We start from the raw sequence: 20,732 nt of genomic DNA, 5'->3' as shown, positions 1-20,732 counted from the left end.
TTTGAATAGATTTCGTATTTGACCAAATGATTTTCGCATTTGGCCAAGATGATTCTGCTGCCACAGGATAAAACATGACCTGAAACGCGACGTGCAGACGATCGCGGTCAGGGAGCCTTTTCATGCAGATCACGGCCGCTGTCGCTCGCGTTCAGGGCGGACCTCTATCCCTTGAAACCCTGACGCTCGAGGCACCGAGGGACAACGAGATCCTGGTCAAGGTCACGGCGACCGGCGTGTGCCATACCGATCTGGTCGTCCGCGATGGCAAGTTGCCGACGCCCTTGCCGGTTGTGCTGGGTCATGAAGGGGCGGGTGTCGTCGCCGCAGTTGGCCGCACCATCACCAAGGTGAAGGTCGGCGATCCCGTTGTCATGACCTTCAATGCCTGCGGCCGTTGCCCCAGTTGCCAGGACCATCACGTCAGCTACTGCCACGAATTTTTCCCACGCAATTTCTTTGCGATGCGCAGCGATGGCACCAGCGCCTTGTCGAAAAATGGCGAGACCGTCCACGGCAATTTCTTCGGCCAGTCGTCCTTTGCCACCTTCGCCATCTGCCATGAGATCAATGTCGTCAAGGTGCCGGACGACGTGCCGCTGGACCTGCTGGGCCCATTGGCCTGCGGTATCCAGACCGGCGCAGGCGCCGTGATGAACGCCTTGAAGGTCGGCGCAGGCAAGTCGTTCGTCGTGTTCGGCACCGGGTCGGTGGGGCTTTCGGCGGTAATGGCAGCAAGGGTCGTGGGCGCGGCGACCATCATCGCTGTCGATATGAACGACGACCGGCTGGCCCTGGCGAGAGATCTTGGGGCGACGCATGTCATTAATCCCGGCCAGAATCCCGGCAAGTCCGATGCCGTCGAAGAGGTGATGAAGATCACCGGCTACGGTGTCAATTTCGCGCTCGACACGACCGGGCTGCCCACCGTCATCCGCTCAGCGGTGTTGAGTCTCGCCCCCATGGGCGCTTGTGGCATATTGGGCGCTTCGCCGCCCGACTGGGATATCAGCCTCAACGAGACCCACTTCATGAGCGGCGGGCGCCGGCTGCAGGGCATTGTCGAGGGCGAGTCCGATCCGGACATCTTCATTCCCATGCTGATCGATCTGTATAAGCAGGGGCGTTTCCCCTTCGACCGCCTGGTGACCTTCTACGGGCTCGACGAGATCAATGACGCCATCCACGACTCGGAAAGCGGCAAGACCATAAAACCCATCGTGCGCATGGCGGCGGCGGAGTAGGCGGAACCCATGTCCAGGCAACAACTCGACTTCATTCTGCGCATTGCCGCGGAAAACCCACCGCCGGAGGGCGCGACGCCCGACCAATTGCGCGCCTGGTTCGAAGCCAGCAATGCCCAAACGCCCGTCGCCGGCCATTGCCATATCGAGCGCGTGCCATGCGGACCCGTGGGTGGCGACCTGATTCATCCTTTCGGCGGCGATGAAACGAAACTGATTATCTATTATCACGGTGGCGGCTTCGTCTTTGGCTCCAGCCGTTCGCACCGGGTGATCGCGACGCACCTGGCCAGGGCAGCCGGTTGTCCCGTCCTGGCGCCGGACTATCGGCTGGCGCCGGAATATCCGGCGCCTGTCGCCCATGACGACGCCTATGTCGCCTATCAGTGGGCGTTGAACAAGGCCGGCGCGCCGGTGAAGGTCGCCTTGGCCGGGGATTCCGCCGGCGGCAACCTGGCCCTTGCGACAGCTGTCCGGGCGAAAGCGGCCGGAGATCGCCTGCCCGAGGCGCTTGTACTGATGTCGCCGGCGCTCGACCTGGCGGGGGAAGGCCAATCGCATCGCTCGGTGACGGATGCCCCGCTGCTCACCCCGCAACTGATGGCGATATTCAATGCCTGCTATATCGGCGACGGCGACCGCAAATCAGCGGCCGTGACGCCATTTTATGCCGACTTCAGCGGCCTGCCGCCCGCCCTGGTCCACGTCGGCAGCCGCGAGATCCTACGGGACGATTCCGTCACCGTCGTCGAGCGCCTGAAAAAGGCCGGGGTGCCCGCCGAGCTCAAGATCTGGGACGGCATGTGCCATTCCTGGCAGTTGTTCGCACCTATGCTCGATGAGGGTATGGCGTCAATCGACGAGGCCGGCGACTTTATCAAGGCCCGGTTGGCGTAACCCCAAGGGGTGTGGCCGGCGGCCATTGTGACAATCACGCATACACGTTTCGTTGCCCCGGGGCTCAATCATGAGCCCCGGGGCAACCCGTGCGCGCGCGGCGCCACCATCGCTGCCCTGGTAAATTCCATTCCCGAATTTCGTTTTTGACCAAGTCATTTTCGCATTTGCCCAAGACGACTGCGTGGTCGGAGAATAAATATAACTCATAACTAATAAGCACAGGGAAAAACACAATGCTCGTCCATTTGTCATGGAAGCGCCGGCTTCTTCTCACCTCGACCATTCTGGCGGCGCTGGCCGCTTCGCCCTATCTTGCGCATGCCCAAGACACTACCCAAGCTTCTGGCCAAAACGCGATGCAATCCAGTTCGGACGACCAGGTCATCGAGGTCGTCGTCACCGCGCAGAAGCGCAAGGAAAACGTCCAGTCGGTGCCGATTGCCATCACCGCCCTTAGCGCAATGGCGTTGCAGGACCGCGGCCTGACCAATGTCACCCAGATTTCCGACCTGTCGCCCAATATCCATATCGACAACGCGTCGCCCTTCGCCGGTTCGTCGCAGATCGTCAGCGCCTATGTTCGCGGCATCGGCCAGAACGATTTCGCGTTTAATATGGAGCCCGGCGTCGGACTCTATGTCGATGGCGTCTATTTCGCCCGCACGGTCGGCGCCGCCCAGGACCTGCTCGATATCGACCACGTCGAAATCCTCAAAGGGCCGCAAGGCACGCTTTTCGGCCGCAATACGATCGGCGGCGCCGTCAGCGTCGTCACTGCGGATCCGAAAAACAGTTTCGACTTCAAGTCCGAAGTCACAGCCGGCGCCTTCAGCCGTCTCGACGCGCGCGTCACGGTCGATATACCTCTGATCGACAACAAGCTCCTGTCGTCGGTGTCATTTTCGTCGAAGACCCGGGACGGTTACCAGAAACGCATCGCGTTTCCGGGTGCCTCGGCCTATGACACGGATCTCGGCAGATTCTACACCTCGGAGGCGCCAGGCGGCGACGACCGTCAGGGCAATGAAAATGCCCAGACCCTGCGCGCCAAGCTGTTATGGATCGTGTCCGACTCTTTCCGGCTGAACCTGTCGGTCGACGGCACCCGCGCCCGGGAAGAAGCGGCGCCGGAATCGCTGCTCGATGTCCAGGTCAACTATTCTGCGCCCGGTCCGCAACAGACCATCGCCACAATCTATAACGAATGCCTGATGGGCGCGCCCATTCCGATGTGTCAGAACATCGCCACCACAGGCTCGAACCTGGTTGGCGCCAACCGTTTGCCTTATGACAATCGCTTTGTGACGGGCGATATCGATACGACCTACGCCAAGGGCAGCAACTATTCGGACATCGACACCGGTGGGGCGGCGCTGACAGCGGACTGGACCTTGTCGGACACGCTCAAATTGCGTTCGATCAGCGGGTATCGCAGCCTTGTCGGGCGTTTCGGCACCGATCTCGGAGGCGCACCGTTCGTCGTCGGCGACACCTCCTTTACGATGAAGCAAAAGCAGGTTTCGGAAGAACTGCAATTGAACCTCACCGCTTTCGGCGGGCGCCTGAGATCCCTGGTCGGCGCCTATTATTTCCACGAAAGCGGCAGCCTGCTCGATACGGTGCCCTTCCTCGAAGGCCTGATCCAGGTTTACGGCCCGAACGATTTCCGCAATGAGTCCATTGCCGTCTTCACCCATAATAATTTCGACATCACCGACAAACTGTCGGTCACGGTGGGCGTGCGCTACACCCAGGAAGACAAGTGGTTCGACGGACGCCAGCAAGACCTCAATATGTTCGCGCTCAAGGCCGGCTATCCACAAGTCTTCTATCCCGACCAAAACGACCTGACGCTGATCTATCCGAAGGGGCCGCATTCAGTTCAGTTCAACAATGTGTCGTCGCGCCTGGGCGTCAATTACAGGTTCACGCCACGGGTCATGGCCTATGTGTCCTATGCCCAGGGGTTCAAGTCGGGTGGTTGGACGACGCGCCTGACCGCACCGACGATGGACAATATCGCGCCCGGCTTCACACCGGAGCTGGCCGATACCTACGAGTTGGGGATCAAGTCGGAACTGTTCGATCGCCATCTGCGCCTGAATGTCGCGGCCTTCGACACCGACTACCAGAATATGCAAGTCACAGTCACCCAGGGCGTGTCGCCGACCTTCTTCAACGGCGGTTCAGCGAAAATTCGCGGCGTAGAAATCGAAGCGACCGCCAGGCCGACAAGCGGGCTGACCGTCGATGCCTCGGTCGGCTATATCGATGCGCACTACACATCGATCACGGCGCCTTCCACCGGAACGGTCCTGTTGAACCTGAAGGACAAGCTGGTCAATACTCCGGACTGGACGGCCAATCTTGGTATCGCCTACCGTCAGGAAATCGGCAGCGCCGGCTGGCTGAAGTACCGGGTGGACTACAGCTTCAAGAGCGGTATGGCGAAAGACACGATCAACACGCCCATGCTGATGCAAAAGAGCGTCAGCCTGTGGAACCCGACCGTGACCTGGCAACCTGCCAACGCCAACTGGGAAATCGCGGCGGGCGTCTCCAATGCCACCGACCAACGCTATCTCGTCACCGGCAATGCCAATGCCGCCATCGGCCTGACCGCCGGAACCTATAGCCGCCCGCGCGAATACTTCGTCACCCTGCGTTTCCGCTCGTAGCGGTATGGGGTGACTGCGCGGCGCTGGAGCCTCCCATCGCATTTCTGGCGCCGCGTTTTTTTCTTTGTTCCCACTGGAGATATATCCATGTTCGACCAACCGTTGCTTTCCGAAACCGTGTGGAACGACCGCATTTTTTCCAAGGGTTGGCGAACGGCCAAGGGGGGCACCCTGCGGGTCGAGGAACCTGCCACCGGCCGGGTCCTGACCCGCGTAGGCCTCGCCAATGCCGCGGACGTCGCCGAAGCGGCCGCAATCGCCGCGGAGGCGCAAGTGGTCTGGGCGGCCCGCCCGGCGACAGAACGCGCGGCTATCCTGTACAAGGCGGCGCGTATCCTGGCCGGCCAGGGCAAGGAAACGCTCGACTGGATGATTCGGGAATCGGGATCGATCGAGGCCAAGAGTCAGATTGAGCTCGAACACGGTGCGGGCTTCGTCGAACATGCCGCCGCCATGGCCAGCGAAGGGCAGGGGATCGCCCTGCCGAGTACGCCGGGCCGGTTGAGCCTGGCCATGCGGGTGCCCCATGGCGTCGTGGCGGTGATCTCCCCGTTCAACTTCCCGCTGGTCTTGTCCATTCGCGCCGTCGCCCCCGCCCTAGCGACCGGCAATGCCGTCATCCTTAAGCCGGATCCGCGCACACCCATCACCGGCGGACTTCTGATCGCCCGCGTGTTCGAGGAGGCGGGATTGCCCGAGGGTTTACTGCACGTTCTGCCGGGCGGCGTCGAAGCCGGTGAAGCCATGTGCACCGATCCGAATATCCATATGATCACCTTCACGGGTTCGACGGCGGTCGGACGGCGTATCGGCGCCCTGGCAGGGGGGCATCTGAAAAAGGTCAGCCTGGAACTCGGTGGCAAGAACGCGCTGATCATTCTCGATGACGCCGACCTGGACGCGGCGGCCTCGAACGCCGCCTGGGGTGCGTGGCTGCACCAGGGGCAGATTTGCATGACAACGGGGCGCATCCTGGTGCAAAAATCGATCGCCGAGGCCCTTATCGAGCGCCTGGTGACCAAGGCGACGCATCTGCCGGTCGGCGATCCGATGTCGCGCCAGGTCGCACTGGGTCCGTTGATTTCCGAAAGCCAGCGCAACCGGGTTCACAGCCTGGTCCAGGGTTCGGTCGCGGCCGGCGCCAAACTGGCGGCGGGCGGCACCTTTGAAGGGCTGTTCTACAAGCCGACCGTGTTGACCGGGGTTTGGCCCGGCATGCCGATCTTCGACAACGAAACCTTCGGGCCGGTGGCCGCTATCACCACGTTCGAAACCGAGGACGAGGCGGTCAAGCTGGCCCATCTGGGCGAGGCCGGCCTGGTCGGGGCGGTCATCGGCAGCTATGGGCGGGCTATGACCCTGGGTGAGCGCCTGAATGTCGGGCATCTGCATATCAACGACCAGACGGTGCTGGCGGAACCGGGCGCTCCGTTTGGCGGGCGCCGCGCGTCCGGCAATGGCAGCCGCATATCCGGGCCGGCGAACTGGGACGAATTCACCACGTGGAAATGGATGACGGCCAAGGCGCAAGCCACGCCCTATCCATTTTAGTTATTATCTGTAACCGCGGCTTGTGAAACGGCCGCAAGCCTTTGGGGGCATAGCGTCAAAATGGAGATCAAAGCGGCTGTTGTACGCGCCAAGTCGGGCCCGTTCACACTGGAGACCTGCCAGATAGAGGATCCGCGCGCCGGCGAAATTCTGGTCCGCGTCGTGGCCTGCGGAGTCTGCCACACCGACATGGTCATGCGCGACCAGCATTTACCGACACCGCAACCGGTCGTACTCGGCCACGAAGGCTCAGGCTATGTCGAAAAGGTCGGGGCGGGGGTCAAAGGTCTTAAGCGCGGGGACCGCGTGGTGATGAGCTTCAATTCATGCGGCCGCTGTCCTTCCTGCCACGACCATGCACCGGCCTATTGCCACGAATTCTTTCCGCGCAATTTCGTCGGTGTGCGCGAGGATGGCTCGAGCGGTCTGTCGCAGGACGGCCATGTCATCCATGGCAATATATTCGGTCAGTCATCCTTCGCCACCTACGCCCTGTGTCACGAACGCAACGCCGTGAAGGTGAGCCGCAAAGTCCCGATCGAGCGTTTGGGACCGCTCGGGTGCGGTGTTTTGACCGGTGCCGGGGCGGTGATAAACGCCTTGAAGGTCACGCCGGGCAAAACGCTCGCCGTGTTCGGCTCGGGCGCGGTCGGTTTGTCGGCGATCATGGCGGCGGTGGCCGTTGGCGCCGGCCAGGTCATTGCCGTCGACCTGAACGAGCAGCGCCTGTCGCTTGCCCGGGAACTCGGCGCGGGCGAAACGCTGAATCCATTGAAGGAGAACGTTGTCGAACGCATTATGGCGTTGACCGGCACAGGCGTCGACTTCTCCATCGATACGACGGCCAACCTCGGGGTCATGCGCCAGGCGGTCGACGTCCTGGCGCCGCGCGGCACGGCAGGCCTGGTCGGCGCGTCGAAAATGGGCGATCAATTGGGGCTTGATGCCGTCGCCCTGATGAGTGCCGGCCGCTCGGTTCGCGGCATAGTCGAAGGCGACGCCGACCCGCACATTTTCATCCCGAAACTGATCGAGCTGCATCTGGCCGGCAAGTTTCCGTTCGACAGGCTGATCACCTACTATCCCATGGATCGTATCAATGAGGCGGTCCGCGACGCCGAATATGGCGACGCCATCAAACCGATTGTTATGATGGCCGATCCGCGCGCCGCCAGACCCAGGGCATGGCCTTTTTCGGCTCTCTTGCGCTGACGCCAATTCAGGTATAGCTTATAACTTAATTGACGAGGTTCGCGGCAAGCGAACCCGCGGGAGTGACGTTAGGAGAGAGTATGATCGCCAGCGCCGAGAGCCGGGTTTCGACATCCGGCGTTGCGCCCGCAGGCCGTCTGGCCTTCTGGAATCAGGTCGTTGCCGAAGCATTCGATGACATTGTCGTCGATGCCAGGCCTGGGTTCGAAGGCGCGGTGGCGATGCGCAGGATCGGCAATATCGAATTTGCCCGCATCGAATCCGGAGCGGCGCAGGTGCGCCGTCTGCGTCCGTTGTCTGGTGCCAACGGCGCTTTGTTCAAGATCCATTTGCAGGAGCGCGGGAGCGGAGTCAGCCGCCAGGGTCGCCATGAAGCGGTTTTGCAGCCCGGGGCGTTCACCCTTTGCGACGCATCTCAGCCCTATTCGCTCGAATTCGCCGGCTTCAATCAGATGATGGTTCTGCGTTTTCCGGCCGAGCAACTGATGGCGCGAATGGACGACCCCGGACGCTTTATTGGACGGGCCATGGATGCGCATCTTGGCGCCAACAGGATATTGACGGCCTTCCTGCGTTCGGTGTGGGAAAATGAAGACGCCGGTGCGGACTTCGAAGAAGCAATAGCCGGCATCATTATGGATATGATGGCTGGCGTCTTCAAGGCCGGCTCCAATTCCGATGGCGTTTCCGACGGCGACGGCGACAAGTCTGGCGACCGGTCGAAATCCATCCGAGCCTATATCGACGCCCATATCAGCGACCCTTCATTGCGCGCCTCGACGGTGGCCAAGGCCATGGGGGTCTCCAGCCGTTCGATGCAAATGGTGTTTGCCCGGTCCGGCATGACGGCGACGGAATATATCGTCAGGCAGCGCCTCAAACTGGCCGCGACCCGGCTGATGGACGGCGCGACCAATATTACGGAATTGGCCTACGATCTCGGCTTCAGCGACCTGACCTACTTCAGCAAGAGCTTCAGGCGCCGATTTGGCGTGTCGCCGCGCGGCTATTGTGGCGCCGCTCCGACTTGTGATCCGAAAACCGGAAACTAATCCGGAAACTAATAACGAGTTGCGCGGTCATTACGCATCTCCGAGTCGCGAAGACAGGCCCCGGTCGCGAATGTCGCGCGGTCGCACCCCGAAGTGCTTCTGAAAACAGCGATTAAAGTAGGACAGGTCGCGAAACCCCGTGTCGAAGGCGACAGCCGTGATGCTCGTCCCCGCATTGCTGCGGTCGCTCAGCAGCCGATGCGCCCATTCGAGCCGTCTTTGAGTCACATAGTGCGACAGGGTCCAGCCTTCACCCTCGAAAAGACGGCGCAGATGGCGCTGCGTTATGCCCTGGCGCTTCGACAACCAAAGCGCGCCGAGATCGTGCCGCGCCAGATGTGTCTCGATATCCGCCTTGACCTGCAACAATCTGACCGCGCCCGTGGCTTTGCGGCCATTGTCAGGAAACCCATACGAAAAGCCCGTTTGTGTCATGGTCGCACCCTGTCCCGCCTGTGCAGGAGGCATTGGGGAAGGCGCGGCATAAAGAATCAATAATGTCCCCATAGTCCAAGAGCGCGAGGCTTTTCTTTGCTAGAAATCCCGCGCCCTCAGCCTGGAGCCCCGCCCTTAATCTGGAGACGTCCCATGAAACCGCGTATCCCAGTTTTGCGTAACACCCTTTCGCGTATCACCCTGGCCCTCGCCGTGGCGTGCCTGTGCACGGCCGGTTCCGTCGCCCCGGCCGGCGCGGAGTTGGCGCCCAAACCCGGCACGGTGTTCAATGCCGACAAGATGGCGGCGGTAATTAAAACCACCATGGATCCGATCGTCACCGGCTATGCCTACACCATCGCCCGCAACGGCCAGGTGGTGAAGGAAAAGGGCGGTGGCTGGGCCCGGGCGCCCGGCGACGGGTCGATCGCCTTCGACCCCAACCAGCGCAACAACATCGCCAGCGTGTCGAAAACCTTTACCGCCGTCGCGATCATGCAGCTGATCGAACGCAACAAAAGCAAGGGCGTAACGGTGAATTCGCAGATTTCACCTTATCTTCCCGTGGGCTGGACCATGGGGCCGTATGTCAACGATCTGACCTTTGCCGACCTGTTGACCCACAGGTCGGGCTTCGATGTCGAAAACTTCAACGGCAACAGCTATCTCGGCTACGAAGCCGTACGCGGGGTTATCGCCGGAGGAACGACTCAGCGGCCTGCCGAAGGCAAGCGGCCGCGCGCCTACAAGAATCTCAACTACGCCCTGCTGCGCGTCCTCATGGCCGGCTTGTGGGCCAAGACCGGCGATATCAAGCTGGCCAAGGAGGGCGATCTCGGCATCTACAAGACCATGGGCGACTACAATTCCGCCCTCTATATCAGCTACATGCAAAGCCACGTTTTCGATCCCATCTCGATCAGCAATGTCAAATGCTACGACGAAGGCACCAAGGCGACCCTCTACTACAAGCCCGGCGGCGGCACGCCCGGCGTGGTCGCGGTAGATCAGTCGAAATATTGCGGCAGCGGCGGGCTCTATCTGTCGTCGCACGAGCTGGCCAAGTTCTTCGTCTATTTCTTCAACACCGAAACCCTGGTCTCAAAAGACGTTCGCCAGCAGATGATCGACAATCGCTTTGGCCTGGACGGTGGCAATACGGATAAGGGCCTGTCCCTGTCGCGGAACGGCGATGTCGGGATGGGTGGCGGCGCCGGGACACGGGCCTGCATGATGCACTTCCCGGACAATGTCGACGCCGCCATCGTCGAGAACTCGGCCACCGTCGCGCCGCAGGACATGTGCTCGCTCTTGACGAGCGCCTATAATGCGGGCTGGAAGTAAGGCGGCTGTTCAAGGCGGTCAGCAATCGTCCGGAGAGGCTCTTGAGCGATCAGTCCGAAACACCAGAGGTCTATCCTGTGACCTACCGGCCATGGACCCTGATCGTCCTGGCCGGTATCGCCCTGGTGGTCGATATCAGCTTCATCGCCCGGCTTGTCTACTCGGCCATGATCGGCGCCACCGGCTGGTCCAATGTGCGGCTGGCCTTTCCGGCGGTGATCGTCGGCGCCCTGGTCGCCTGGATCATGACCAACCGGCTGAGCGTTTATCCCGATCGCCTGGACAGCCGGTATCTGTGGCAGCGCCGGGTTGTGCGTCGCGACGAGATTGACCATATCCACGATATCCGGCCGCTGGGCGGCGCCACCTCGGCCGCCCTGGTGCTGAAGGATGGGCGTGTCGTCGCCCTGACCTGGTCCGGCGCGGCTGCTGCTGCCATGATTGTGTGGCTGAAGGATGTACCGCGACGGCCGGAGCCCGACTCCACCACCGATTTTCAGGAGGCCAATGCCATGAACCCAACTGTCGATACGGATAAACCCTACGAACTGCGCAACAACGATGCCCTGGTCGTTGCCGGGCTCAGCGAGTCCTATACACCTGCCACCTCGGTCAATATTCCCGCCCTGTGGCAGAAATTCGTACCCTATCTCGGCACTATAGAAGGCCGTATCGGGGAGCCCTACACGACCTATGGTGTCTGTTACAACCGCCATGAAGGCGGCATGGATTATCTGTGCGCGGTCGAGGTCGATCCCGATGCCAACCTGCCTCCAGAGTTTACCAGGCTGCATATCCCGCCCCAGACCTATGCTGTGTTCACGCATAGCGGCCACCTCTCGGAACTGCGATCGACCTGGGGCAAGATCTGGGAAAAATGGCTACCTGAGTCGGGCCTGAAGGTGCTGCCGGATCCGATCTTCGAAAAATACGGTCCTGAATTCAACGGTATGACAGGTGAGGGCGGGCTGACCATCTGGATCGCCGTGGACGCCTGAACGTTTTGTAACTGGTGACCGTCGCAGCGTCGTGCCACCCTCCCGGTCGGGAGGACGCAGGCATGCGACACAATTGGATTTTGGCCCTGGCCCTGATCGGTTCAGGGGCTGCGGCGCAGGATTTCCGCGTTGGCGAATTTCGCCAGCACCGGGCCGCCGCGGTCAAGGCCGTCAATGCCGGTGATTTTGCCACGGCGGAAACGGAAGCGGGCGCTGCGCGCGCCATGCTGCCATCGGCGCCGACCGTCCTGCTTCTGGGGGCGCAGATCGAGGTCGCTGCCGGCAAGCCAGATGCAGCAAAGCCCTGGCTCAAGGACTATCTGCGCCGTGGCCTGTGGTTCGATGCAACGCGCTATCCCGATCTGGCCGTCCTGCTGGACGATAATGACCGCAACCAATTGGCTGCTAATGGTGCGCCGGCGGGCAGTTTCGAGACCGTGGCTCAGATTGCAGGCCCAAGGCTCGTCGAAGGCATTGCGCTCGATCCGACAGGCCGGATCTATCTTAGTTCGGTTCATGATGGCGGCCTGGCGACATTGGACGGTGACAGCTTGCGCGTAGTGCACGACCTGCCGGATGGGCTTGGCGGCTACGGACTGGGATTGCGAAATGGCCAGGCGTGGCTGGCAATGTCGCCGGGCGCCATTTCCGGAACGGCCGCGGGTCCGCAGACGGCAGAGGTTGTTCGCATCGACCTGGCCGATGGTGTGGTCACGGCGCGATGGCGCGACACGCGCCCGGACCGGTCGTTTGGCGATCTCAGTCTCGGGCGGACCGATCTCTATGTCAGTGACAGCCAGCACGGCGAGGTGCTGCGCCTGAAGGACATGAATGGGCCGTTCGACATCCTTGTGCCGGAAGGGCAACTGGGCTCGCCGCAGGGATTGGTCGAAACGCCTGATGGTGCGGCGGTCATCGTCGCTGACTATACCTCCGGCCTGTGGCGGATCGATCTGGCCACCGGCGCCGTGCGGCAGCTCGCCGTGCCGGAGGACGCATCACTGGTTGGAATCGATGGCTTGACGCGCGACGGTGACGACCTGATCGCGGTCCAAAACGGCTTAAAACCCCAGCGAATCCTCAGGCTGCATATGCGTTCCGATTGGCAGGTACTTCAGAGTGCAGAAATTTTACTAAAAAGCGATCTAGCCGAAGAATCTACAAGCGGAGCCGTTTTCGACGGCAGATACTGGTTTGTTGCGCGCAGTCAGTGGTCGGATTTCAACGACGACGGCAGCGAAAAACCGGACGCCAAACCGGCGATCATCGGCGTAATGAATCTGCATTGACCGCTGGCCGTGGCCGCAAGCGGCATCACGGGAGGGCAAGATGGGTAAGGGATATCGCTATTTACTGGCGCTGGGCTTTGCGGGCCTCGGCGTCCTTGGGCTTGTTTATCAATCGTTCGATCTGCAATGGCAGCCGGTGCCGAAAGGCCTGCCGCCCGCCGCAGCCCTCATATCGGGCGCCCTGATGCTGGTCCTGGCCATCGGGACCCTGATTCCTTCGATTCGTACGCCCAGCGCCTTGCTGCTGACTATCTACTGGTTGTTTTGGGCCCTGCTGCACATTCCGGGCGGTATCGCCGGTACCAATATCGAGAGCCTGCGCAATCTGCAGGCTTCGGGCGCCTGGCTGGGCCTGGCCGAAACCTCGGCCATGACCTGCGGTGCGTGGCTGCTGTATGCCCAGGTTGCCGAAGGCCGGTTTCGCGTCGCGGCGCTGGCCGACGCGCGCTGGCCGCGGCTGGTCTTCGGCGTCGCCTGCCTGATTTTCGGCCTGGCGCACTTCGCCTTTGCCGACTTTACCTCGACCATGATTCCGGCCTGGATACCCTCTCGCCTGCCCCTGGCCTATATCACCGGCGTTGGCCATTTCGCTGCCGGCCTGGCGATCCTGAGCGGCGTGTTGAGCCGGCTGGCGGCCGCGCTGGAGGCGGTAATGATGGGCCTGTTCGTCCTGCTCGTCCATATTTCCATGGTCGCGGCCCCACATGGCGTGGCTCAGTTGCCGCTGGTCCTGTTGTTCGTCGCTATGACCCTGACCGCTTCGGCCTGGGCCGTATACAGTTCGCTCGAGGACCGGCCATGGGGGCTCAAAACCAACCTGCGCAGATGAGGATTCGTAAGGTGCAGGTTGGTATTCGCATTTTTTCAGCTCAAGCGCCGCATGGCTCGCGCAAACGTGCGCGGCGGGCGGTCGCCCTTGCCAGGCGCGATGAGTCAACGTCATCGCGCCTGGAATAGGACCTGATCGCGGACACAAAAAGAAGACGTTGCGTTCTGGCGGAGTCCAGTCGATAGTCGCGGGAGAAACATCTCCCAGGTCACCTGACGGATCCCGCGCATGAAGTCGAAACTCGCCCTGTTCATCCTGTTCGCCATGGTGGCGGGTGTCGCGGCCGGCTGGGCCAGCCATGAATATCTTGACCCGGCCAGCCTGAAGACGGCGGTCATGATCTTCGGTCTGCTGACCAAGATCTTCATCACCCTGATCAAGATGATCATTGCGCCCTTGGTCCTGTGCACCCTGATCGCCGGCATCGGCCATATGGAAGATGCGGCAACTGTCGGACGGGTCGGCGCCAAGGCGCTGGGCTGGTTCATCGTCATGTCGGTGATTTCCCTGGTCCTGGGCGTCGTCATGGTCGAATGGCTGCAGCCCGGCGTCGGCGTGAACCTGAATATTGCCGGGGAGGCGACAGCGGTCCCGTCGACCGATGGCTTTACCCTTGAAAAGTTCATCGAGCACCTGATCCCGAGCTCGATCATTCAGGCCATGGCCGAGAACAATATCCTGCAGATTGTCGTTTTCGCCGTGTTTGTCGGCACGGCGATCTCGATGCTGGAGAAGAAATCGCCGCGCGTCATGGAACTGGCAGAAGAGGGCGCCGCCATCATGCTGAAGGTGACTGCCATCATCATGGGCTTTGCGCCTTTTGCGATTTTTGGAGCCTTGGCCAAGACGGTGGCCATGGAGGGGCTGGGTATTCTGGGGACCTATGCCAAATTCATGGGTGAATTCTACGCCGCCATGGGCATTTTGTGGATATTCCTCATCGTCGTCGGCTTCATGTTCCTCGGCGGACGGATGCTGAAACTGCTGGGCGTGATCCGCGAACCGGCTCTGCTGGCTTTTGCGACGGCCAGTTCCGAAGCCGCCTATCCCAAGCTGCTGGCCGGGCTGCCGACCATTGGCATCTCACGCAAGGTCGTGTCCTTCGTCCTGCCGCTGGGCTATTCGTTCAATCTCGACGGCTCCATGATCTACTGTACCTTTGCGACCCTGTTTATCGCCCAGGCGCACGGCATCCACTTTACCACCAGCCAGCTGATCATGATGCTGTTCCTGCTGCTGATCACGTCAAAGGGTATAGCCGGTGTGCCGCGCGCCAGCCTGGTCGTTATCATGGCGACACTGACCTATTTCGGCTTGCCGGCGGAATGGATCGCCCTGGTCCTGGGTGTCGATCACCTGCTCGATATGGGCCGGTCGGCGACCAATGTCCTGGGCAACTCGGTCGCTTCGGCGGTCGTGGCCAAGTGGGAAGGCAAGCTCGACCAGGACGAGATAGCAGCCCTGGATAAAGCTAACGCGCCTTGAACACCGCACGCAAACTGGCTTTCAGTTTGTTTGCCGAGGTCCAGAAACCGAAATTGGTGAGGGCGACACCAAAGCACAGCATGCCAGCTGGAATCGCAACCAAGGTGATGTCGCCCCGGCCGGTCGTGACGAGATCCTGCAGGCCCTGCAGGCTTAATCCCATGAAGCCAGCCACACCTGACAGCCAGACGGTCATGAAGGCATAGATAAAGATCAGCATGCGAAGGTGAACGCGAATCCGGCAGCCGCCGGGGGCCGGGTCGATTTCACCAATCGCCTGGGCGTTAAACGAATTGCGCCCGCGTGGAATGCGATTAGCGCGAAAGCCATGGACGGTCATGACACCTTCCAGCTCGCCGCCATCCTGGCTGAACAGGCGAAGATATTTCTTGGGCTGCATGACCGCGGCAAGGCGCTCTCTCGCCTCCTGTGCCGACAGCGGGCTGTCGATGACGAAGCTGTCGAACGGAATAAGATATTTTAAGATCACAACCTCTCCCCCCTTGGAAGTGTAAGACTTAACACGAAAATGCCGGCAAACCACAAATTTACCACGACGTACCGTTGACCTGCCGCCCAATCATGCCATAAGGGCTCATCTTTTGGCGCGCCCGTATCCGCGGGGGCGCTTTGTCTCTTTCAGCCGCCGCCGCTGGCCCGATCAGGGATCGGATTCCAGCTTCGGCACAAGGTAATAAAGCCGATGCAAGTCGTTGAAAAACTGAACGAAGGTCTTAGCCGCGTCCTCGAAGTCACGGTCGCACGTGACCAGCTCAATCAAAAGCTGGACGCCAAGATCGCCGAAATCACCCCCAAGATGAACATCAAGGGCTTCCGCCCCGGCAAGGTGCCGCAAGGCCATGTCCGCAAGATGTACGGCAAGGAGCTGATGGGTGAAATCGTTCAGGAAACCCTGAATGAAACGACTCAAAAGGCGCTGGACCAGGCCTCGATCCGTCCGGCCAGCCAACCCGAATTGACGCCGATCGGCGATATCGAAAGCGTCATCAAGGGACAGGCCGATCTGGCCTACCAGATCGCCGTCGAAATGATGCCGGTCTTCACGCCGGTCGAGCCATCTTCGCTGGAACTGAAGCGTCCGGTCTATGAGCCCAGCGACGCCGATATCGACGAAGCCCTGAAGACCGTCGTATCGCAAACCAAGCAGTTCGAAGCCAAGAAGGGCAAGTCCGTCAAGGCAGCCGACGGCGACAAGCTGATCATCGATTTCGTCGGCAAGATCGGCGACGAAGCCTTCGAAGGCGGTTCGGCCGAAGGTTCCGAGCTGATCATCGGTTCGGGCCAGTTCATCCCGGGCTTCGAAGAACAACTGGTTGGCGTCAAGAAGGGCGAGACCAAGACGCTTAACGTCACCTTCCCCGCAGATTACGGCGCGAAGAACCTGGCCGGCAAGGAAGCGACCTTCGAGACCACCGTTCAGGACATCCTGGCCCCCAAGGAAGGCGAGGCCGATGACGAACTGGCCAAGCAACTGGGCCTGGAAAGCCTCGAAGCCCTGAAGGGCATTCTGAAGACCCAACTCGAGCAGCAATACAAGGGCGCTTCGCGTTTCAAGATGAAGCGCGCCCTGCTGGATGTCCTCGACGAAAAGCACAGCTTCGACCTGCCCAAGCGCATGCTCGAAGCCGAATTCCAGGGCATCTGGCAACAGGTCCAGCAGGACAAGGCTGCCGGCCAGCTGTCGGATGAAGATGCCGGCAAGTCCGAGGACGAGCTGAAGCAGGAATATATGAAGATCGCCGAGCGCCGCGTGCGTCTGGGTCTGGTCCTCGCCGAAATCGGCACGCGCCAGAACGTCCAGGTCACCGACCAGGAAGTTAACCAGGCGATCATGGCCGAAGCTCGCAACTATCCGGGCCAGGAGCGCCAGGTGTTCGACTTCTACCGTCAGAACCCCGCCGCGGCCGCGCAGATTCGCGCGCCCATCTACGAAGAAAAGGTCTGCGACCTGATCTTCACCCTGGCAACGGTGACCGATGAGCCGATCAGCAAGGAAGACCTGCTGAAGGAAGAAGAAGAGGCGTAAGCCTTATTCCATCGCCAAGATATAAGAAGGCTCGCTTCGGCGGGCCTTTTTTTGCGTCAGCCTTCCTGATTGACCACCATGCCCGGCGGACCTACAGTTCCGGAAAGACATCAGGGAGCTATCCATGAATATCGGCAAACGGCTGGCCTGGACGGCTTGGCTTAGCGTCACGACGTTTATGGCAACCGGTGCCGTCGCCGACGATCGACCACCGCCACCGACGCGTGATCCCCATACCCCCGGCTATGTCACGGCGACAGAACTTCCCGACGGCACAATTCCCCGGCCTGATCAGGACGGCAATTTCATTATCGGTCCGTCGCATCCGGCGGCGCCGGAAATGACCGTGCAGCCGGGCGTGCCGCAGGGCACGGTCTACAGCTTCACCATGAACTCGGCCGACAGCAAGATTTATCCGGGTATTGCGCGTGAAGCCGGGACCTTCGGGACGCCAGATCCCACCGATCCGGCTAAGCTGATCGTGACAACCAGCCACCCGGCGCCCTATGCCCGCACCGTAACCGTCTATGTTCCGCAGCAATATGTGCCCGGCACGGCCGCACCGTTTATCGTTGGCCAGGACGGCCCCGACCGCGATCTGTTCGTCGCGCTCGACAATCTGATCGCCCAGAAGCGCGTGCCGGTTATGATCGCCATCTCGATCAGCAATGGCAGCGGTGATGCCCAGGGCAGCCAGCGCGGGCTGGAATACGACACCATGTCGGGCCTCTATGCCCAATTCGTCGAGACGGAAGTCCTGCCGTTGGTCGAAAAGCAATATGGCGTCACACTGACGCACGATGCTGACGGCCGCGCGGCCATGGGCGGCAGTTCAGGCGGTTCATGCGCCCTGATCATGGCCTGGTACCGGCCGGACCTGTATCACCGGGTGCTGAACTATTCCGGCACCTATATCAACCAGCAATGGCCCAGCAATACTGAGACGCCGCATGGCGCCTGGGAATTTCCCGAACACCTGATCATGGAGCAGCCGGTCAAGCCGATCCGCCTGTGGATGGAAGTCGGGGATGCCGATCTGTACAATCCCAATATCATGCGCGACGGCATGCATGACTGGGTATTGGCTAATGAAAATATGGCGCGCGTGCTGGCGGCGAGGGGGTACCATTATCAATTCACCTTTGCCCGCAACGCGCGCCACGTCGATCATGACGTCAAACGACAAACCCTGCCCGAAGCCCTGGAATGGGTCTGGCAGGGCTATAGGGCGACAGGCAATTAGGCGGGCGTGAGCGCGTCCATGCGTTCGTAGCCGGCTTCCATGCCTTCGAGCATCGGAGTGGCGGCGGCGATGTCGCGCGATTCCTTCGACGCATAGATGATGTCGAGCGTCAGTTCAGTTTGGCCGTCTTTTTCGACAAGAATGAGGGTCGTGTCATAGGGGCCCTTGGTCCAGTCGTCGTCGAAAGCCTGGGTGTCGGCAATGCGCGCCGGCGCTTCGATCTCGCGGTAGGTCCCGAACAATGCCATGGCCAGGCCTTTTTCGCTGTGCCATTCGTAGCGGTACTTGCCGCCGACGCGCAGGTCGATATTGCATACCGGCATGGTCCAGCCCGGCGGTCCCAGCAGCCAGCGGCGCAACAGGGCGGGCTGGGTATGGGCGTCCCAGACCAGTTGCCGTGGCGCCTTGAAATGGCGCAGGATGCGGATGGTCCGGTCATCGGGCAGGGTGGCGGTGAGCCCGCCGACGGTCTTGTAAATGGCGTGCATCCTGATTTCCTCAATTAAGCGGACGGTTAAGCTGTGTCTGGTACTGGCTTGAATCAGCGCCGGATTCCGGGCCCTTGGCGTAAACCTCCCAGAGGTCGGGCGCATAGTCGAGGCCCTCTCGCTTGATCCAGCCCATGAATTCGCCCCAGCCATTGCCCAGGCCTTCGTAGCCGCCGGTATAGACCGTCCGGGCCACCTTCATGGCCCGGATTTCGCCGTTGTCGACGCGCCCCGTCGGTGTGACGTCCCGGTCGACCGGCAGACAGATCTCGAAATCAAAGCTGTCGTCTGGCTGCTTGAAGTGATGGGTGAACCACGGTCCGGTCGGCGTAATATCCTGGGCGGCCAGGGTGGCGTTCAGTTCCTGGATGCCGGGGCCCATCCGGGTCATGATCTCGGACGACGGGCATGTGATATGGATTTTGGCGACCTTCTGCGCCGGCAGGTCGAGGATTTCGGGCGTTGCGATCATTGTGGCCTCCTTCAGGCTTTTACGGTTTCAGCCAGCAGCCTGGCCAGGTTGTCGTAGGTTTCGCCGGCGCCGTCGGCCATGCCGGTGGCCACGACGGCGTCGCGAATCTGCTGGGATTCGAAGCGGATGGTGCAGGTGAAGTCGGTCTCACCGTCGCGTTCGACAAACTCGCCGGTAACCACGGACTGGCCCGGGAAGTCGTCGAAGGCTTCGGTATGGACCGAACGTGCCGGGGCCTGGATTTCGAGATATTCGCCACCCATGCCCATGTCGGGACGCGTGGCGTGGCTGAGGACATAGCGCCAGCGACCGCCGACGCGCAGGTCGACCTCGCATAGCGACAGCGTGAAGCCACGCACCATGAACCAGCGCTTCAACAGCTCCGGCTTGGTGAAACAATCGAAGACCAGGTCGCGCGGCGCCTTGAAGGTGCGTTGCAGCCGGACTTCGGTATCGGAAGGCATGGTGACTTTTAAGTGGCTGATATCGAACATCGGTTTGTTCCTTCAGTTGATCGGATCGTTGGCTTTTGGCCCGGACTGCAGTTCGACCAGCAGATCGTCCAGGCGCTGATAACTGGCCTCCAGGGCACGGCAATAGTCTTCCATCCAGGAGGTCGCGGCCTTGAGCGGTTCGGTCTGGGCGCGGACAGGGCGCTTTTGACCATCGCGGCCGCGGGTAACCAGCCCGGCATGTTCCAACACCTTCAGATGCTTGGAAATGGCCGGCTGACTCATGGCGAAGGGGGCGGCCAGCTCCATGACCGTGGCGTCGCCCGAAGCCAGCCGTGCCAGGATGGCGCGGCGGGTCGGATCGGCGAGGGCAATAAAGGTGGCGTCAAGGTTGGAGGGGGACACGTTCATAACTCCAAGGTTATATAACTATTTGGTTATAGACATGAGCGGCTTTTGTGGTCAAGTGGCATGTAAGAAATTTCACGGAATCGTGTCGTGCCCCTTGCTGTATGCCATTGCTGACGGAACGTGCAGTTGAAGGTTTCTTCAGCGCTTGGTGGTAGTGTGGCGCGTAGAGGTGACAAGATGGGTATATTGGTATTGGCGATTTTGCCCTATCTGGCGGTCACGGGTCTTGCCACCTGGCTGTTCTTCGAATGGCGGTGCAGCCGAAGTTACTCGCCGATTCTGGGGCTCATCGTCTTTGGCGCCCTGACCCTTGCCCTCGCGGCCTATATCTACATCTTGAACTACGGTCAGATGGCGTGGAACCACAACCTTCCGGACGATTTTAAACCTTCGCCCGCCGCCAACACCTTGATTGGTGCCGGAACGATCGCCATGATGATGGCCATCTTTGTCCTGCCTGCCCTGGCCGGCGCTCTGACCGGTCAGATTCTGTCCGTCTTTGTCGCCGCATCATGGGAACCGCGCCACAGGCGTCGCCGATAGCGGCCGCAACTGAGCGATGCCCCTTGAAAAGGCGTGCGCAAATTGCCAAGTTGCTGAAG

Annotated in this window: 20 protein-coding genes; 14 read left to right on the top strand and 6 right to left on the bottom strand. The window is 60.9% G+C overall.

Going from position 1 to position 20,732, the window contains the following annotated elements; genetic code table 11:
• The first annotated feature begins 122 nt into the window (after window positions 1-122).
• From AC1DXO_RS16675 to AC1DXO_RS16650, 6 genes are all read left to right on the top strand, one after another.
• Window positions 123-1,244, top strand: coding sequence for an NAD(P)-dependent alcohol dehydrogenase (locus AC1DXO_RS16675; protein WP_476979296.1), 1,122 nt, complete (start codon window positions 123-125; stop codon window positions 1,242-1,244).
• A 9-nt stretch (window positions 1,245-1,253) separates the two neighbouring features.
• Window positions 1,254-2,141, top strand: a complete 888-nt coding sequence (locus AC1DXO_RS16670) for an alpha/beta hydrolase (RefSeq protein WP_476979295.1) — start codon at window positions 1,254-1,256, stop codon at window positions 2,139-2,141.
• Window positions 2,142-2,377: 236 nt separating this feature from the next.
• On the top strand, window positions 2,378-4,822 hold the full coding sequence (locus AC1DXO_RS16665; protein ID WP_476979294.1) for a TonB-dependent receptor: 2,445 nt from the start codon (window positions 2,378-2,380) through the stop codon (window positions 4,820-4,822).
• A gap of 87 nt (window positions 4,823-4,909) precedes the next feature.
• Complete coding sequence (locus tag AC1DXO_RS16660) at window positions 4,910-6,373, top strand: aldehyde dehydrogenase family protein (protein WP_476979293.1); 1,464 nt, start codon at window positions 4,910-4,912, stop codon at window positions 6,371-6,373.
• 60 nt (window positions 6,374-6,433) lie between these two features.
• Window positions 6,434-7,585, top strand: a complete 1,152-nt coding sequence (locus tag AC1DXO_RS16655) for an NAD(P)-dependent alcohol dehydrogenase (protein WP_476979292.1) — start codon at window positions 6,434-6,436, stop codon at window positions 7,583-7,585.
• Between the two features lie 80 nt (window positions 7,586-7,665).
• Window positions 7,666-8,637: an AraC-like ligand-binding domain-containing protein gene (locus tag AC1DXO_RS16650; protein ID WP_476979291.1), complete on the top strand. Its 972-nt coding sequence runs from the start codon at window positions 7,666-7,668 to the stop codon at window positions 8,635-8,637.
• 30 nt (window positions 8,638-8,667) lie between these two features.
• On the opposite strand, the gene AC1DXO_RS16645 is transcribed toward AC1DXO_RS16650, so the two are convergent.
• Complete coding sequence (locus tag AC1DXO_RS16645) at window positions 8,668-9,072, bottom strand: helix-turn-helix domain-containing protein (RefSeq protein ID WP_476979290.1); 405 nt, start codon at window positions 9,070-9,072, stop codon at window positions 8,668-8,670.
• Window positions 9,073-9,225: 153 nt separating this feature from the next.
• Here AC1DXO_RS16645 and AC1DXO_RS16640 point away from each other — a divergent pair, with 153 nt between their 5' ends.
• The 5 genes from AC1DXO_RS16640 (at window position 9,226) to AC1DXO_RS16620 (ending at window position 15,017) form a co-directional block, all read left to right on the top strand.
• Window positions 9,226-10,416: a serine hydrolase domain-containing protein gene (locus AC1DXO_RS16640; RefSeq protein ID WP_476979289.1), complete on the top strand. Its 1,191-nt coding sequence runs from the start codon at window positions 9,226-9,228 to the stop codon at window positions 10,414-10,416.
• A gap of 41 nt (window positions 10,417-10,457) precedes the next feature.
• Window positions 10,458-11,414: a GyrI-like domain-containing protein gene (locus AC1DXO_RS16635; RefSeq protein ID WP_476979288.1), complete on the top strand. Its 957-nt coding sequence runs from the start codon at window positions 10,458-10,460 to the stop codon at window positions 11,412-11,414.
• Window positions 11,415-11,476: 62 nt separating this feature from the next.
• A complete protein-coding gene (locus AC1DXO_RS16630; protein ID WP_476979287.1) occupies window positions 11,477-12,703 on the top strand; it encodes an SMP-30/gluconolactonase/LRE family protein in 1,227 nt (408 codons plus the stop codon).
• Window positions 12,704-12,743: 40 nt separating this feature from the next.
• The gene (locus tag AC1DXO_RS16625) at window positions 12,744-13,532 is read left to right on the top strand and encodes a DoxX family membrane protein (RefSeq protein WP_476979286.1); all 789 of its coding nucleotides are present in this window, start codon (window positions 12,744-12,746) and stop codon (window positions 13,530-13,532) included.
• Window positions 13,533-13,760: 228 nt separating this feature from the next.
• Window positions 13,761-15,017: a dicarboxylate/amino acid:cation symporter gene (locus AC1DXO_RS16620; RefSeq protein ID WP_476979285.1), complete on the top strand. Its 1,257-nt coding sequence runs from the start codon at window positions 13,761-13,763 to the stop codon at window positions 15,015-15,017.
• On the opposite strand, the gene AC1DXO_RS16615 is transcribed toward AC1DXO_RS16620, so the two are convergent.
• Complete coding sequence (locus AC1DXO_RS16615; RefSeq protein ID WP_476979284.1) at window positions 15,004-15,597, bottom strand: hypothetical protein; 594 nt, start codon at window positions 15,595-15,597, stop codon at window positions 15,004-15,006. The two genes, AC1DXO_RS16620 and AC1DXO_RS16615, sit on opposite strands and share 14 nt — an antisense overlap.
• Window positions 15,598-15,720: 123 nt before the next feature.
• Between AC1DXO_RS16615 and tig the strand changes: the two genes are divergently transcribed.
• Entirely contained in the window at window positions 15,721-17,064 is a 1,344-nt protein-coding gene (gene tig, locus AC1DXO_RS16610; protein WP_476979283.1) for a trigger factor, read from the top strand.
• 124 nt (window positions 17,065-17,188) lie between these two features.
• Window positions 17,189-18,307 (top strand): alpha/beta hydrolase, encoded by a 1,119-nt coding sequence (locus tag AC1DXO_RS16605; protein ID WP_476979282.1) that lies wholly within the window; start codon window positions 17,189-17,191, stop codon window positions 18,305-18,307.
• Here AC1DXO_RS16605 and AC1DXO_RS16600 read toward each other — a convergent pair.
• The 4 genes from AC1DXO_RS16600 to AC1DXO_RS16585 are packed head-to-tail and all read right to left on the bottom strand — an operon-like array spanning window position 18,304 to window position 20,130.
• On the bottom strand, window positions 18,304-18,795 hold the full coding sequence (locus tag AC1DXO_RS16600) for an SRPBCC family protein (RefSeq protein WP_476979281.1): 492 nt from the start codon (window positions 18,793-18,795) through the stop codon (window positions 18,304-18,306). The genes AC1DXO_RS16605 and AC1DXO_RS16600 overlap by 4 nt on opposite strands.
• A gap of 10 nt (window positions 18,796-18,805) precedes the next feature.
• The gene (locus tag AC1DXO_RS16595; protein WP_476979280.1) at window positions 18,806-19,267 is read right to left on the bottom strand and encodes a GyrI-like domain-containing protein; all 462 of its coding nucleotides are present in this window, start codon (window positions 19,265-19,267) and stop codon (window positions 18,806-18,808) included.
• Between the two features lie 11 nt (window positions 19,268-19,278).
• The gene (locus tag AC1DXO_RS16590) at window positions 19,279-19,761 is read right to left on the bottom strand and encodes an SRPBCC family protein (RefSeq protein ID WP_476979279.1); all 483 of its coding nucleotides are present in this window, start codon (window positions 19,759-19,761) and stop codon (window positions 19,279-19,281) included.
• Between the two features lie 12 nt (window positions 19,762-19,773).
• The gene (locus tag AC1DXO_RS16585) at window positions 19,774-20,130 is read right to left on the bottom strand and encodes an ArsR/SmtB family transcription factor (protein ID WP_476979278.1); all 357 of its coding nucleotides are present in this window, start codon (window positions 20,128-20,130) and stop codon (window positions 19,774-19,776) included.
• A 177-nt stretch (window positions 20,131-20,307) separates the two neighbouring features.
• Between AC1DXO_RS16585 and AC1DXO_RS16580 the strand changes: the two genes are divergently transcribed.
• Window positions 20,308-20,673 (top strand): hypothetical protein, encoded by a 366-nt coding sequence (locus tag AC1DXO_RS16580; protein WP_476979277.1) that lies wholly within the window; start codon window positions 20,308-20,310, stop codon window positions 20,671-20,673.
• The last annotated feature ends 59 nt before the right edge of the window (window positions 20,674-20,732 follow it).

The organism is Asticcacaulis sp. P2_C5 (assembly GCF_056404555.1).
The sequence above is the reverse complement of the archived record's forward strand: the minus strand, read 5'-3'. Positions and strand labels throughout refer to the sequence as shown.